The organism is Micromonospora sp. NPDC050397 (assembly GCF_044901685.1).
Classification (GTDB): domain Bacteria; phylum Actinomycetota; class Actinomycetes; order Mycobacteriales; family Micromonosporaceae; genus Micromonospora_G.
The window spans coordinates 572,819-587,255 of sequence record NZ_JBJDPS010000001.1 but is presented as its reverse complement, the minus strand read 5'-3'; the positions used below and the strand labels follow the sequence as shown (position 1 = coordinate 587,255).

Genomic DNA, 14,437 nt, shown 5'->3' with positions numbered 1-14,437 from the left:
GTGTCGTGAATCAACGAGTCCGCCCGATCAGGGAAACCGGCGACCGCGCCCGGCGAGGATGGCGACGACTTCCCGACGTACCTCGGTGGTCTCGTGTAACAGTCGACGGTGACTGAACCGGACGACAAGAATGCCGACCGTCGCCAGCAGGGCGTCGCGTCGCAGGTCGATCTCGCGCTGGCGCGGGTCGCCGTGGGTCGCCGCGCCGTCGAGTTCGAAGGCGACCCGCTCGCGCTCGGCGTACACGTCGAGGTACATGGTGCGGTCGGCTACCCGGACGCGTACCTGACCGTGCCGCCGCCGCCGATCATCCGAGCGTCGGCGTAGACCTCGGGCAGGATGCGGCGCAGTTCCCCGCGCTTGACCGCCCACTCGAACACCTGACGGGAAACGACCTCGCGCACCAGGGCCGTTGTGACCAGACCGCCACCACGGTCGACCAACGAACGGAGAACAGGGTTCACGGTGGCACCGTCCCGCTGGGCCGAGACCCGGGTCAAGCCGCCCCACACCGAACTGTGCACAACCCCATCCCCTGTGGAAACCCCGTCCCCACCCGCCCCCTCCTGCTATGGCACCCCGATCCATGGCTGTTCGACCCTGTCGTTCTCGGTGAGTCACAGGGTTGAACAGCCATAGATCGTGGGAGCAGTTGCTAGGGGGTGCGGGCGGTGGCGTAGGCGGCGCAGCCGATGAGTTCGAGGGAGACCTGGAGGCGTTCGGCGCTGACGTTCTTCTCGATGGTGTCCTCGGGGCTGTGGTACGGCGGTTCGAGCAGCGCCGGGGACTCCTCGCCCCGCCAGGAGAAGTTGGCGCTGGCGATGCCGACCTCCTGGAACGACTGGTGGTCGCTGGAGCCGCGCAGGGTGACCGGCGAGATGCGCGGGTCGTAGCCGAGCCGGGTGGCGGCGGCGGCGACCTCGTCGGTCGCCCGGTTCGCCAGGCCGTCGAAGGAGAGCAGCCAGTAACGGGTGGCCGGGTCCCAACTCGTGGCGACCATGTCGTTCTGGTAGACCGCGACGATCCGGTCCCGTTCGGCCTGCGGCAACTGGGCGACGTAGTAGCGGGACCCGATCAGCCCCTGCTCCTCCGAACCCCAGAGCCCGAACCGGATGGTGGCGTCGGTCGGCAGGGAACGCAGCACCCGCGCGAGTTCCAGGCAGAGTACGGTGCCCGAGCCGTCGTCGTTGGCGCCCGGCGCACCGATGACGGTGTCGTAGTGGGCGCTCACCATGACCACCGGGCTGGTCCGGCCGCCCCGCCGTGGGCCACGCTCGGCGAGCACGTTGTGCGAGGTGAGCCCCCGGTGTGCCGAGGTGGTGACGGTCAGGGTGAACGGCCGGGCGGCGAGGCGTTCCCGCAGCCGGTGCTTCTGCGCCTGGGCGACGCCGACCACCGGGATCGGCACCGGCGAGGTGGCCGAGCCGGGCAGGGTCGGCGCGAAGGCCGAGGCACGCCGAGGCTCGACCAGGTCGGCCGGCAGGAACACCACCGCCGCGACGCCCTTCGCCAGGGCGGTGGCGACCAGGGCCTCGCGCTGCGCCGCGACGTAGTCGACGAGGACCACCTTGCCGGCCGCGTCCTCGGGATAGTCGGTCGCGGCGCCCGCTCCCACGTCCACCACGCGCCCGCTGACCCGGGTGTCGAGCGCGGCGTGCGGGGAGGCGCCGACCTGCCAGTTCAGGTCGTCCGGCAGGCCGGGGCGGGAGCTGAGCTGGGCCAGGAACTTGTCCGCGACGGCGAACGGTTGCAACGTCGTACGGTAGCCGAGGTCGTCGAGCACGTCGGCCAGGTAGTTGGCCGCGGTGCGTTCCGAGGCGGTGCCGCCGATCCGGGGGCCGATCCGCTCGGAGAGCACCCGCAGGTGTCCCAGGGCCCGCCAGGCGGAGACCCGGCTGGCGATCACCCGGTCGCTGGGGTGCAGCGATGGTGGACGGCTGGCGCCCGGCCGCTGGTCGGTCACCGCCCAGGCGGGCGAGGCGATGGCCAGGCCGGCGGCCCCGCCGAGGCCGATCGCCAGCGCGCGGCGCCGGGACAGGAACGAGCCGGCGGGCAGTGAGCCGGGCGCCGGATGCCCGACCGAGTTGGAGGAAACGAGAGACGCGGGTGGGTTCTCGGCGCTGTTGTCCATGAAGGACCTCCGGTTGTGCCGGGATCGGCCGGCGGCGTGGGTACGGACGGCACCGCCATCGAATCGATGACGGTGATCACATCCGAGAATCTAGCTTCCGGTAACCCACGGTTTCAAGATCGTGGCGGATCGGAGTGCCCGTCCGGGCGCATGCCGAACAGGAACCGGGTCACCCGGGTACGCCGCACGAGCAGCTCGTACGCGGCGACGGTGAGTACGAGCGAGGCGACCACGACGGCGGTGTACCCGACCAGGATCGGCGCCCGCCAGCGGACCACGCCGTACGCGACCGCCACCACGATCGGCTGGTGCAGCACGTACAGCGGCAGCACGGCGGCGGCGAGATAGGCGTACGCGCGGCGGCCACGGGAGGAGGTGTCAGCCGCCGGCGCGGCGGACCGGGGGCGGTCGATCAGGCCCAGGATCGCGACCAGCCAACACCAACCGGTGGCACCGTAGAGCGCGCGGGCGCCGACCGCGAGCGCGGTGTGGTCGGTGAACGGGTCGCCGCTCTCCCCCGCGACCAGGAACCCGGGCAGGCCGACCGCGAACAGCAGCAGCCCGAGCACGGCGGCGGGCACGGCGTCGCGGCGCATCGCGGTACGGAACCGGTCGTCGGCGGCGAGTACGAACCCGAGCAGGAAGAAGAGCAGGTACGCCCAGCGGTGCCAGGCGGCGAAGCCCTCCTCCAGGCCCAGCGCCCCGCTCACCGTCGCGAGCGCCACGGCGGGCAGCAGCACGACGCCCCGGTGCCGTACCGCCGCGGCTGCCCGGTCCCGCAGTCGTGCCATCCGGGCGGCGGGCAACCAGGCCGCCAGTGGTGCCAGGATCAGGGAGAAGGTGAGCAGCAGCACGACGAACCAGAGGTGACCGGTCTCGAAGTGTTCGCCCTGGAGCACAAACGGGAAGTCGGCCGGCGAGAGGCGTACGTCGAAGAAGCGCGGCAGGAAGCGCGGGTACGACTCGTGGTAGTCGGGGTCGGCGCGTAGGCGCAGCCACTGTGGCAGCGGCACGAGGGTGACGGTGGCGAAGACCAGTGGCACCCCGAGCCGGCGTACCCGTTCCAGCGCGAAGCCCGCCGGCCCCCGGCGGCGCAGCGAGTGCCACGTCCCGAGGCCGGCGACGAGGAAGAGCATCGGCATCGCCCAGACCACACCGAGGCTGGCGAAGACCATGGTGACGTCGGTGGTCTCGCTGTTCTTGACGTAGAAGTCGTCCCGGCTGTCGAAGACCAGCGCCGAGTGGAAGAGGACCAGCCCGACCACCACCAGCGTGCGGATCGCGTCCAGCTCGGGTCGCCGTCCCGGGTACGCCACCCGGGACGCTCGGATCCGCTCCGCCGTCATCCCGCCTCCACCGACCGCCCACGCTGGCCAGCGCCACACGGCGGTTACCAGTGTCGGGCCGGACGGGACCGGCCGCCACCGTCGGCGCGGGAGTTGCCGGATCACGCAAAGGCGGGTGACCACCGCCTCGTGCTACCCGCGGTCGCTCCACCTCTGGGCGAACCGTCGGGCCGGGGTGGCGAGCCCGGAGGCGACCGACCCGGCCGGGTGGCGACGGGCGGCGAGCAGCGCGGCGACGCAGGTGGCGGCCACCATGCCGGCCAGTGGCAGGTATTTTCGCAGGCCGTTCACTGCTGGGCCTGCCCGACCTCGGCCCGCGCCGCCAACCGCTCCCGCTGCGGCGCCACGGTGTACTTCGGGTCCCGGGCCGAGGCGACACCGGCCAGGAAGATGCCGAACCTGGTGCAGAGGGAGCCGGCGAGCAGCGCGGCGCCCGCCGCCACCGACGCCTTCGGGTTGCGTCCGGCCAACGCCAGGGTCAACGCGGCGGAGCCGGTGAACGCCTTGCCGGCCCGGATCAGCGCCCCACCGGCGTCCTGCTGCATCGGCTCGGCCAGCGGGCCGAGCCGCTGTTCCAGCCGCCGGGTCATGGCCAGTTCGGTGACCGCGCCGAGCAGTGCGGCCCGACGCGCCGGGCCGGTCTCGGCGGGTGGGGTGACGAGCAGGCCGAGGCCGCCGGCGGCCGCGGCGGCCGACCCGGCGAAGAGCAGCGGCATCTCGCGGTGACCCTCGTGCCAGGCGGGCACCGCCGTGTTCGAGATCAGTGCCCCGGTGTACGTCGCGATGCCCGGCCCGAGCAGCCCGGCGCCGACCGTGGCGAGGCGCCCGACGGCGGTGAAGCGACCGGTGACCATGGCACCGGCGGCCACGAACGCCATCGGGGCGTAACCGGCGAGCAGCCAGGAACCGATGCTCATCGGTGAGGTCACCTTGACCATCCGGAGCATGTTGAGGAACCGTTCCGGGCGTCCCAGGTCGTGTACGAGGTTGTAGAGCGATCCGGCGATGGCGGTGGCGGCTCCCGCCTTGAGCGCGCGGGCCAGCCGTGGCCGCCCGGTGAACTCGGCCGCCGCGGCGAGGGTGGAGGAGGCGCCGGCCAGCCCGCCGAGGAAGAGGTAGCCGGCGATGTCCCAGGTCTCCCAGGTCGGCGGCTTGAGCACCGGCCGGCCGTAGTACGAGCGGAAGTCGGCCCTCGGCACCATCAGCCGCTCGCCGCGCTGCCGTCGGCGTTTGCGCCCCGCCGAACCGATCAGCGCGTCCCGCTCGGCCGGCAGGTCCGGCGCGTCGTCGAGGCGTACGTCGGTCATGGTGGCGCCGACCACCGGCGTCCCCGTACGGTTCATCGTCGTACCCCCGTCCGACGGCGGCCACCGATCGGCACGGCCACCGCGATCAATCCGACCAGGAGGCTCGCCGCCGCCACCCCGACCGCTCGCCACATGGCGGGCAGGTCCCGGGTGGTGACCACCGGGTCCGGCGGCAGGCCGTAGACCTCTGGTTCGTCGAGCAGCAGGAAGAAGGCGCCGGCGCCGCCGACCCCGTCGTCGGGGTCGGCGCCGTAGAGCCGGGCGCTGGTGACCCCCGACGACTGGAGCGCCAGCACCCGTTTGGCCGCCCGCTCCCGCAACTCCCCCAGCTCACCGAACTGGATCGAGTCGGTGGGGCAGCTCTTGGCACAGGCCGGCTCCTGGCCGACCGAGAGCCGGTCGTAGCAGAGGGTGCACTTGAAGACCCGGCCGTCCGAGGGGCGCTTGTCGATCACCCCGTACGGGCACGCGGGCACGCAGTAGCCGCAGCCGTTGCAGACGTCCTGCTGCACCACGACGGTACCGAACTCGGTGCGGAACAGGGCGCCGGTCGGGCAGACGTCCAGGCAGGCGGCGTGGGTGCAGTGTTTGCACACGTCCGAGGACATCAGCCAGCGGAAGTCCATCTCCCGTACGCTGCCGACGGCGCCGTCGGGCGGGGCCGACGCCGGCAGACCGAGCGAGACCGGTGTGCGCCCGGCCGCCGTCCGCTTGAGCTCGTCCGGCAGTTCGGTCGGGGACAGGTAGGTCTCCTGCCGGCCGAGTTGGCGGGGCTGCTCGATGAAGGCGACGTGCCGCCACGAGTCGGCGTCGAGACCCACGGTGTTGTCGTACGACATGCCGGTGAACAGCAGCCCGTCCTCCGGTACGGCGTTCCACTCCTTGCACGCCACCTCGCACGCCTTGCAGCCGATGCAGACGCTGGTGTCGGTGAAGAAGCCGACCCGCTCGGGGTGTTCGCCGTACCCGCCGACGGTCGCCGGGTCCGTACCGGCGCTGGCCGCCTCACGTAGGTCGAACATCATCGCTCACGCTTCCGTTCCGGTGCGTTCGGTGATTCCGGCCCGGCGCTGGTAGTCGCGGACCATCGCCGGTCGGGACGGCCCCCGGGGCCGCCGCCCCGGCCGGATGTCCGCGCTGAACGCCTTGACCTCCTGGATGTGCGAGTTCGGGTCGAGCGAGATCGAGGAGAGTTCGTTGGCGGCGTCGCCCGCGCTGTAGCCGTTCGGTCCCCAGTGGAACGGCAGCCCGATCTGGTGGATCACCCGGCCGTCGACCCGCAGCGGCGCCATCCGGGCGGTCACCAGCACCCGGGCCTCGATGACGTTGCGGGCGGTGACGATGGTGGCCCAACCGGTGTGCTCGAGACCGCGCTCGGTGGCCAGCTCGGGCGAGATCTCGCAGAAGAACTCCGGCTGCAACTCCGCCAGGTACGGGGTGTTCCGGCTCATCGCGCCGGCGGTGAAGTGTTCGGTCAGCCGGTAGGTGGTCACCACGTACGGGAAGATCTCCGAGCCGGGCTCGGAACCGCTCGGCTGGTAGCGGTTCTCGGGGTGCGGACGCAGCAGCCGGGCCGGGTTGCGCTGCTGGCCGTAGAGGAGGTTGCGCACCGGTGAGTCCTGCGGCTCGTAGTGGGTGGGCAGCGGGCCGTCGAGCACCCCGCTGGGCACGTAGAGCCAGCCGAGCCCGTCGGCCTGCATGATGAAGGCGTCGGTGCCGCGCAGCGCCGCCACCCCTTCGGCGCCCTCGGGCGGTTGGTAGTCCGGCCGCTTGGTCAGCTCGAAGTCGGGTACGTCGTAGCCGGTCCAGTGACCGGCCTGCTCGTCCCACCAGACCAGGCGCTTGCGCTCGCTCCAGGGCTGCCCGTCCGGGCGGGCGGAGGCCCGGTTGTAGAGCAGGCGGCGGTTCGCCGGCCAGGACCAGGCCCACTCCGAGCCGACCCAGTTCATCTCCTCGCCGGGCTTACGGCGCGCCGACTGGTTGATCCCGTCGGCGTAGACCCCGCAGTAAATCCAGACGCCGCAGGTGGTCGAGCCGTCGTCGCGCAGCTCGGTGTAGGCCGACAGCGGCCGACCCTCGGCGTCCCAGCCGTTGATCTCCGCCAGCACCGCCTCGGCCATCGGTTCCCGGGTCGCCCCCTCGGTGGGGTAGTCCCAGGTCAGGTCGAGGATGGGCCGGTCCATCGGGTCGTCCGACCCGGCGAGCTTCTCCCGGACGATGCGGCCGAGGTGGTAGGTGAACCAGAGGTCGCTGCGCTGGTCGCCGTGGGGCTCCACGGCCTGGTGGTGCCATTGCAGCATCCGGTTGGTGTTGGTGAAACTGCCGGACTTCTCGGTGTGGGTGGCGGCCGGCAGGAAGAAGACCTCGGTGCCGATCTGCTCGGTGACCAGTTCGCCGGACTCGATCTCCGGGCCGTCCTTCCACCAGGTGGCGCTCTCGATCAGGCTGAAGTCCCGGACCACGAGCCAGTCCAGGTTCGCCATGGCGAGCCGCTGCATCCGGGTGTTCGCCGAGCCGACCGCCGGGTTCTCGCCGAGCAGGAAGTAGCCCTTGCAGGTCCCCTTGAGCTGCTCGAACGTGGTGTCGTACGCGGAGTGGCTGCCGGTGATGCGGGGCAGGTGGTCGAAGCAGAAGTCGTTCTCCGGCTGGGCCGCCGCACCCCACCACGCCTTCAGCATGCTCACCGTGTAGGCGCGCAGGTTGGACCAGAAGCCCTTGCGGGCGGCGTCGCCGTCGATGAAGTCCTCGAAGTTGCCCTGCCGGTGCGCGTGCGGCATCGGGATGTAGCCGGGGAGCAGGTTGAACAGGGTCGGGATGTCGGTCGAGCCCTGGATGCTGGCGTGGCCGCGCAGGGCCTGGATCCCGCCCCCGGGGCGGCCGATGTTGCCCAGCAGGAGTTGCAGGATGCTCGCCGCCCGGATGAACTGCGACCCGTCGGTGTGCTGGGTCCAGCCGACCGCGTACACGAACGCGCTGGTGCGTTCCGGTCCGCTCGCCTCGACCAGGTGCCGGCAGACCTGGGCGAAGACGTCCTGCGGGATGCCGCAGATCCGCTCGACCATCTCCGCGGTGTAGCGGGAGAAGTGCCGCTTGAGGATCTGGTAGACGCAGCGCGGGTCGCGCAGGGTGGGATCCAGACGTGGGTCGCCGTCGAGCGCGGCGGTGCCGGAGCCGAACTTCTCGCCCCGTCCGGAGTCCTGGCTGTGGCGCCGGGCGGCGAGTCGCCGCTCGTACGACTGGTTGCGGTCACCGGAGGAGGTGGCGCTCTGGGTGCCCTCGTACTGCCAGCTCTCCTCGCCGTACTGGTGCACGGTGGCGTCGAAGCCGGAGAAGAGCCCGTCCAGGTCCTCGGTGTCACGGAACTCCTCGGACACGATCGTGGAGGCGTTGGTGTACGCCAGCACGTACTCCCGGAAGTCCTTCTCCTCGGTCAGGACGTGGTTGATGATGCCGCCGAGGAAGGCGATGTCGGCTCCGGCCCGGATCGGCACGTGCAGGTCGGCCAGCGCGCTGGTCCGGGTGAAGCGGGGGTCGACGTGGATCACGGTGGCACCGCGTGCCTTGGCCTCCATCACCCACTGGAACCCGACCGGGTGCGCCTCGGCGAAGTTCGACCCCTCGATGACGATGCAGTCGGAGTGTTGGAGGTCCTGCATGAAGGTGGTCGCGCCGCCCCGGCCGAACGAGGTGCCCAGCCCGATGACGGTCGAGCTGTGGCAGACCCGGGCCTGGTTCTCGATCTGCACCACGCCGAGCCCGGTGAAGAGCTTCTTGATCAGGTAGTTCTCCTCGTTGTCCAGGGTCGCCCCGCCCAGGCTGGCGATGCCCATGGTGCGGTTGACCCGGAGCCCGTCGTACTCCCACTGCCAGGTGTCGCGCCGGGTCCTGATCACCCGGTCGGCGATCATCTCCATCGCGGTGTCCAGGTCGAGCTCACGCCATTCGCGGGCGTACGGCGGGCGGTAGAGGACCTTGTCCAGCCGCCCGGACTCGGTGGTCAACTGGAGGGACGCGGCCCCTTTGGGGCAGAGCCGGCCCCGGCTGACCGGGGAGTCCGGGTCACCCTCGATCTGCACCACCCGCTCGTCGGAGACGTACACGTTCTGGCCGCAGCCGACGGCGCAGTACGGGCAGATCGACTTGACCACGCGATCGGCGGTCGCGGTGCGCGCGTGCAGGGACGCGCTCCGGGACGACTTGGCCGCCGCCGCCCGGCCGAGGACGTCGGGCCCGGTCAACTGGCGCCAGACCGGCCAGGAGTCGATGGAGATCGGTTGTCGCATCGTTGCCTGCCCTCCTCCCCCGCGCTCGCGCGGTCAGTCCGTGCGGGTGCTACCGCGCCGGGTGGTCGCGCCGCGCTCTGGTACGGATCCAGTCGTGCACCCGCTCCGAGTAGGGCGGATTCACCTCGCGCGGGTTCACCAGCCGCTGCGAGTGGGAGGACAGCATGCCCGGCCGCTCCCGCTGCCGACGGGTGACGGTGTCGCCTCCGTCGGCCGCGATGCCGGTCGCGACGAGGTACGCCTGACCCGCCGGGATGTCCAGAATCCGGCCGATCTCGGGGTAGCCGTGACCGAGGTCGACCAGGCGCAGGACCTGTCGCTTGCTGACCATGCACACCTCCACTTGCCGACAAGTTTCGCATTTCGCCCCGCCGGTGGTCCCTGAATGCGGAAATGCCCGCCACCGGTGGGGACTCGGTGGCGGGCATCTCACCGCCCGGGGAACGGGCAGGTCACTTCCGGGGTACGCCGATCAGCCGAATGCCTTCACCTCCAGCAGGCCGACCGATCCCGCCCCGCTCTGGAGCACCACCCGCAGCCGGCTGGTGCTGAGGCTGGGGAAGGTCACCTGGTTGTACTGGTTGATCGCGGTCGGGTATCCGCTGGCACCGGGCACGTCGACGTACGCGCTGCCGTTCCAGTACTGCAACCGCCAGGAGGCGGGCGCTCGTACCCCGCCGTTGTCGTCGAAGAAGTAGACCTGGGCCGACGTCAACGTCTGGTTCGACGGCCAGGTCAACAGCGCCCACTGTTCGCCGGTGTTCGGCCAGGTCCCCCACCGGGGATTGACCGTGTCGTTCGACGACGAGGGGTCGACGCCGTCGTTGATCGCCGCGACACTCTCCCAGGACGAGGTGTACGAGCCGGTCGGCGTCGCCGTACCGGCCAGGTTGGTGCCCGGTTCGGGCTCGGGCTCGGGCTCGGGCTCGGGACTGGTTCCGCCCCGGTTGTAGACCTTGATCTCGGTCAGGCCGGTCTTGAACCCGGAGGCGTGGGTGAACTGCACCCGCAGCCGCTGGGTGGAGACCGGGGTGAACCGGACCCGGTTGTAGTTGGCCTGGGCCACGCCGGGCGTCTTGACCTGCCCGGCGGCGTTGACCCAGGTGCTGCCGTTCCAGTACTGCACGTTGTACGACGCCGGTGCCCGGTACCGGTTGGTGGCCCGGTCGTTGCGGAAGTGGATCCGGGCCTCGTCCACCGCCCGGGACTGACCGAAGTTGATCTCGTACCAGTCGGTGGTGTTGGGCGAGCCGTAGCTGCCCCAGAGCGGTTCGTTGATCGGGAAGCCGTCCAGCGCCGCCCCGGTGGAGGTGCCGGAGGCGGTGTACGAGGCGGTCCCGGTCGCACCCTGGGCCAGGTTGGGGATGGTGGCGGTGAGGTCGGCGCCGGCCTTGGCGAACATGTCCACCATCCGGGCGCTGTTCTGGTTCACCTGCTGCGGCGCCTGCATCCCGGCGACGCTGGTGCTGTAGTTCACCACGCCGCCGCTCGGCAGACTGACCGCACCGGTCGCCGGGTTGTAGACCACCCGGGTCAGCCGGTCGACGGTGAAGGCCCGGGTGCCGTTGAGGTAGACCGAGTAACCCTGCGGCACACCGCTGTAGCGGGTCACCCCGTCGGCCGGGTCGTCCCAGACGACGCTGAGGTCGGCGTTGCGGTAGCGCAGGTTGTTGACCGCGAAGTGCGACCAGTTGATGTTGATCGGGGAGAGTTCGACCTGGGCGTCGGTACGTGGCCGCAGGCCGGCGACGTCCTCGATCACGGTCCAGTTGCTGCTGCCGAGGATGTTGTGGTGGATCCAGGACCGGTAGGTGATGGTACGGCTGCCGGCGTTCCAGTCCGCCCAGAACTCGTTCGCGTCCGGCCACTGGGTGTTGCCGCCGACGTACTGGGCCCAGGCGTTCCAGTAGAGCAGCTTCTTGTAGTCCTCCGCCGACATCCACTGGTTCGGGTAGTTGCGCAGCACCGAGGAGTAGAGCCGGAACTGCACGGTGGAGTTGATGGTGGAGAAGTTGTTGCTGCCCGGCTGACCGGCCGCCGCGGCGGCGGCCTTGTCCCGCTGGTTCGCGGTGAAGAACGGGAAGATCGGGTACTCGGCCGGGTCGTCGTAGAGCCGCAGCGCCTCGCGGTACTGCGCGGTGTTCGGCATCAGCCCCACCGAGTACGGATAGTAGTTGTTGATCTCCTTCCACGGGACGTGCGTGTTGGTGGAGACGTGCTTGTGCTCCAGTAGCTGCCGGTTCGGGTTCCACAGCACGTTGACCACGCCGTTGCGGACCCGGTCGGCGAGCGCCTGCATCTCGTTCGCCTTCGCCGTGTTGCCCAGCAGCGTGTACGCCTGCACCGCCGCCATCGCGCCGCTGTAGACGTACGCCGACTCGGCCCGGTCGAGGTTGCCGGACCGCCAGTGGAACGACACCGCGTCGGCGTCGTTGCCGGTCATCGCGCCCCAGTTGTACTCGATCAGGCCGTTGTTGTTGGTGTCGTAGGTGGCGAGCTGCCCCTTGACGTCACCCTCGGCGTAGCGGGCCAGGTTGCCGGCGATCACCGGCTGCCCACCGTGGATCTGGTACGACCGCCAGGCGGCCTCGGCGATGTACTGGGTGTAGCTGTTGGACCAGTTCTCCGGGTCGCCGGGGTTGTCCATGAACCGGCCGTTGCGCGAGGACTGCCCGACCGACAGCCACGGACCGTACGAGTAGATCGGGTTGCGCAGGTACTTCAGGTCGTCGATGTGCATCGGCTGGGTCAACGCGATCGCGTTGTTGTAGCCGGTCACCCCCTCGATCGAGACCGGGAACTGGTAGTCCTGGCCGGGGATGTCGACGTCGAGGTAGTTGTACCGCATCAGCCACCAGCGGTAGTAGATGTTCTTCTTGATCGCCGGGTCCGGCACGTCGATGTACGGGATGTTCTCCGCCCACCAGCGGTTGTAGTCCCGGACGTGGGTGGCGAACGCGGTGGCCGGGGTGTACCCCCGGTAGGTGTTGTACTCGGTCAGCGACTCGGGGATCTCGTTGGTGACAAAGCCCATCACCACCTTGGTGCTGACGCTCTGCCCGGCGGCCAGGGTCACCGACCGGTTCAGCCCGCCGCTGCTCACGGTGAACCCGTCGCCGGCCAGCCGGGGGTAGATCGTGGTCAGGTTGTTCTTCACCTGCCGACTGCCGGTCAGTTCGCTGCCGCTGCCACTGGTCGCGTACGGCGAGGTGGCCCGCAGTTGCAGGGTGGTGCTGGCCGAGCCGTTGTTCACCAGCGTCAGGTTGGTCACCGCGACGTTGTTGTGGGTGATGAACTTCGACATCTCCACCCGGACGGAGCCGCTGGTGAAGACGCCCTTCCAGTGGCTGGGCGACTGCCACCGGCCGCTGACCTGCTCGGCGAAGGCGCCCGGCGTGATCGCCACCGAGTAGGCGGCCTGGCTGCTGATGTTGTCCCAGTAGGCGACCTGGCCACCGAAGCCGATCACCGACGGGGTGTGGGTGGTCATGAACAACCCCCGCCCCCGGGTCATCAGCCAGGTGCCGGCCGGGTCGTTGCCGGGACGGGCGAGCAGCCGGTCCATCCAGAAGTCCGTGCCGCCGGACTCGGCGTTGTAGATGGCCTGCATGGTGTTGCCGGTGCTGTAGCCGACCGGCGGGGCCGGGATCGTCGGGCCGGAGAAGGTGGGATAACCGATGGTCTGGGCCGCGACGGCGGGCGAGCCGGGTACGGCGAGCAGCGAGGCCGAGAGGATGGTCGCGACCGCGTACGCCAGCGGTCCGCGGCGGCGTTGGGGGACGGGTGACACTTCGACACCTCCAGAAGGTGCGCGGGGACGGGGGCGGGGCGGGGTTCGGTGGCGCGGGTTCGGTGGCGCGGGACGGTGCGTTACGCCTGGAAGGCCATCCACTCCAGGACGCCGGTGGAGAGTCCGGTCCGGGAGGTGATGTTCAGCCGCAGCCGGGTGGTGCTGACGGAGCCGAAGGTGGTGACGTTGTACGCGTTCGCCGCGACCCCGCACCCGGACTGGTTCGGTACGTTCACGTACGCGCTGCCGTTCCAGTACTGCACCTGGCAGGAGGCGGGCAGGTCGATGCCCTGGTTGTCGTCGAACCAGTAGGCGGCGGTGCGGTTGACGGTCCGGGCCGACGGCCACTGGTACTCGATCCACTGGGTGCCCTGCTGGGGCCAGTTGCCGTACACCAGGTTGCTCCGGTCCTGGGAGTTGGCCGGCACGCCGCCGTTGTTGATCGCGGCGAGGTTCTCCCAGGTCGAGACGTAGGAGGTGGAGCGGGTCGCGGAGGGGGCCAGGTTGGTGCCGGCCGGCGGCTGCCCCGGGTTGGTCGGTGGCGTCGTCGGCGGATTGGTCGGGCCACCGCCACCGGGGTTCGGCGGCGGTCCGGTGCTGGTCTGGACCACCTGCTGGATGGTGCCGTCGGCGTTGAAGTAAAGCCGGTCGACCGCGACCGAACGGCGGAAGTTACCGCCGCCGGGGGCGTTGGCGTTGTGGTAGACGATGTACCACTGGCCGTTGAACTCGACCACCCCGGCGTGGTTGGTGGTGGAGGAGACCTGACCGAGCACGACGCCCCGGTGCGTCCACGGCCCCATCGGGTTGGTCGCGGTGGCGTACCGCTGGCAGGCGTAACTGGACGAGGTGACGCAGCCGTTGGTGTCGTTGGCCGCGTACATCATGTAGTAGAGGCCGTTGCGTTTGAACATCCACGGCGCCTCCCAGAAGTTGGTGAGGCCGGTCGGGGTGACCACCGGGCCGTCCAGCTCGATCATGTTCGACTTGAGCCGGGCCGCCCGCGCGCCCCAGTACCCACCCCAGTAGATGTACGCCTGCCCGTCGTCGTCGACGAAGACCGTCGGGTCGATGTTGAGGCCGGACGAGTTCGGGGTGCTGTCGCTGATCAGCGGTCCGCCCTTTGCGTCGGTGAACGGGCCGAGCGGGCTGTCGCCGACCGCGACCCCGATGTCCATCCAGCCGGCGCCGTTGCCGTTGACCGAGGTGTACCAGTAGTAGCGACCGTTGCGCGGCTCGACCTCGCTGGCCCAGGCGTCCGCACCGGCCCAGCCGAACGTGCCGACGTTCGCCCGTACGCCGTTGTCGGTCCAGGTGGCGGCGTTGGTGGAGGAGAGCACCCGCCACTCACGCATGTAGAAGTTGTTGTTGCCGGTCGCCGCCTCGTCCCGGCCGGCGTAGACGTACATGGTGTTGCCGACGACGAGCGGGGCCGGGTCGGCGGTGTAGATGTTCGTGATGATCGGGTTGGCCGCCTGCGCCGACGGGGTCAGCGCGACCCCGGCCAGCACCGTGGCGACGGTGGCGGCGGCGACGACTGGTAACCAGCGTCTAACGGACATGGGTCCTCCGGTCTGGAT

At 70.4% G+C, this 14,437-nt stretch carries 11 protein-coding genes; all 11 read right to left on the bottom strand.

The features are described from left to right. Window positions 1–27: 27 nt before the first annotated feature. Entirely contained in the window at window positions 28–258 is a 231-nt protein-coding gene (locus ACI2K4_RS02280; RefSeq protein ID WP_404508074.1) for a DUF559 domain-containing protein, read from the bottom strand. An 11-nt stretch (window positions 259–269) separates the two neighbouring features. After that, window positions 270–464, bottom strand: coding sequence for a hypothetical protein (locus tag ACI2K4_RS02275; protein ID WP_404508073.1), 195 nt, complete (start codon window positions 462–464; stop codon window positions 270–272). A 191-nt stretch (window positions 465–655) separates the two neighbouring features. Further along, on the bottom strand, window positions 656–2,131 hold the full coding sequence (locus ACI2K4_RS02270) for a M28 family metallopeptidase (protein ID WP_404508072.1): 1,476 nt from the start codon (window positions 2,129–2,131) through the stop codon (window positions 656–658). A gap of 113 nt (window positions 2,132–2,244) precedes the next feature. After that, window positions 2,245–3,477, bottom strand: coding sequence for an acyltransferase family protein (locus ACI2K4_RS02265; protein WP_404508070.1), 1,233 nt, complete (start codon window positions 3,475–3,477; stop codon window positions 2,245–2,247). 132 nt (window positions 3,478–3,609) lie between these two features. Then, the gene (locus ACI2K4_RS02260) at window positions 3,610–3,768 is read right to left on the bottom strand and encodes a hypothetical protein (protein ID WP_404508069.1); all 159 of its coding nucleotides are present in this window, start codon (window positions 3,766–3,768) and stop codon (window positions 3,610–3,612) included. Then, a complete protein-coding gene (gene nrfD, locus ACI2K4_RS02255; RefSeq protein ID WP_404508068.1) occupies window positions 3,765–4,820 on the bottom strand; it encodes an NrfD/PsrC family molybdoenzyme membrane anchor subunit in 1,056 nt (351 codons plus the stop codon). Before nrfD ends, ACI2K4_RS02260 begins: the two co-directional genes overlap by 4 nt. Then, window positions 4,817–5,809 (bottom strand): 4Fe-4S dicluster domain-containing protein, encoded by a 993-nt coding sequence (locus ACI2K4_RS02250; protein WP_404508066.1) that lies wholly within the window; start codon window positions 5,807–5,809, stop codon window positions 4,817–4,819. The genes nrfD and ACI2K4_RS02250 overlap by 4 nt, the downstream gene beginning before the upstream one ends. Window positions 5,810–5,812: 3 nt before the next feature. Further along, window positions 5,813–9,067, bottom strand: coding sequence for a formate dehydrogenase (gene fdh / locus ACI2K4_RS02245; RefSeq protein ID WP_404508065.1), 3,255 nt, complete (start codon window positions 9,065–9,067; stop codon window positions 5,813–5,815). 49 nt (window positions 9,068–9,116) lie between these two features. Continuing rightward, complete coding sequence (locus ACI2K4_RS02240) at window positions 9,117–9,398, bottom strand: hypothetical protein (RefSeq protein ID WP_404508064.1); 282 nt, start codon at window positions 9,396–9,398, stop codon at window positions 9,117–9,119. Between the two features lie 141 nt (window positions 9,399–9,539). Then, complete coding sequence (locus ACI2K4_RS02235) at window positions 9,540–12,857, bottom strand: MGH1-like glycoside hydrolase domain-containing protein (protein WP_404508063.1); 3,318 nt, start codon at window positions 12,855–12,857, stop codon at window positions 9,540–9,542. 80 nt (window positions 12,858–12,937) lie between these two features. Next, window positions 12,938–14,419, bottom strand: a complete 1,482-nt coding sequence (locus ACI2K4_RS02230; protein WP_404508062.1) for a glycoside hydrolase family 43 protein — start codon at window positions 14,417–14,419, stop codon at window positions 12,938–12,940. Between the last annotated feature and the right edge of the window lie 18 nt (window positions 14,420–14,437).

Excerpts from the sequence above, each read along its gene's own strand:
- ACI2K4_RS02280 (WP_404508074.1), bottom strand. The coding sequence starts at position 258 with ATGTACCTCGACGTGTACGCCGAGCGCGAGCGGGTCGCCTTCGAACTC.
- ACI2K4_RS02270 (WP_404508072.1), bottom strand. The coding sequence starts at position 2,131 with ATGGACAACAGCGCCGAGAACCCACCCGCGTCTCTCGTTTCCTCCAAC.
- ACI2K4_RS02265 (WP_404508070.1), bottom strand. The coding sequence starts at position 3,477 with ATGACGGCGGAGCGGATCCGAGCGTCCCGGGTGGCGTACCCGGGACGG.
- nrfD (WP_404508068.1), bottom strand. The coding sequence starts at position 4,820 with ATGAACCGTACGGGGACGCCGGTGGTCGGCGCCACCATGACCGACGTA.
- ACI2K4_RS02250 (WP_404508066.1), bottom strand. The coding sequence starts at position 5,809 with ATGATGTTCGACCTACGTGAGGCGGCCAGCGCCGGTACGGACCCGGCG.
- fdh (WP_404508065.1), bottom strand. The coding sequence starts at position 9,067 with ATGCGACAACCGATCTCCATCGACTCCTGGCCGGTCTGGCGCCAGTTG.
- ACI2K4_RS02240 (WP_404508064.1), bottom strand. The coding sequence starts at position 9,398 with ATGGTCAGCAAGCGACAGGTCCTGCGCCTGGTCGACCTCGGTCACGGC.
- ACI2K4_RS02230 (WP_404508062.1), bottom strand. The coding sequence starts at position 14,419 with ATGTCCGTTAGACGCTGGTTACCAGTCGTCGCCGCCGCCACCGTCGCC.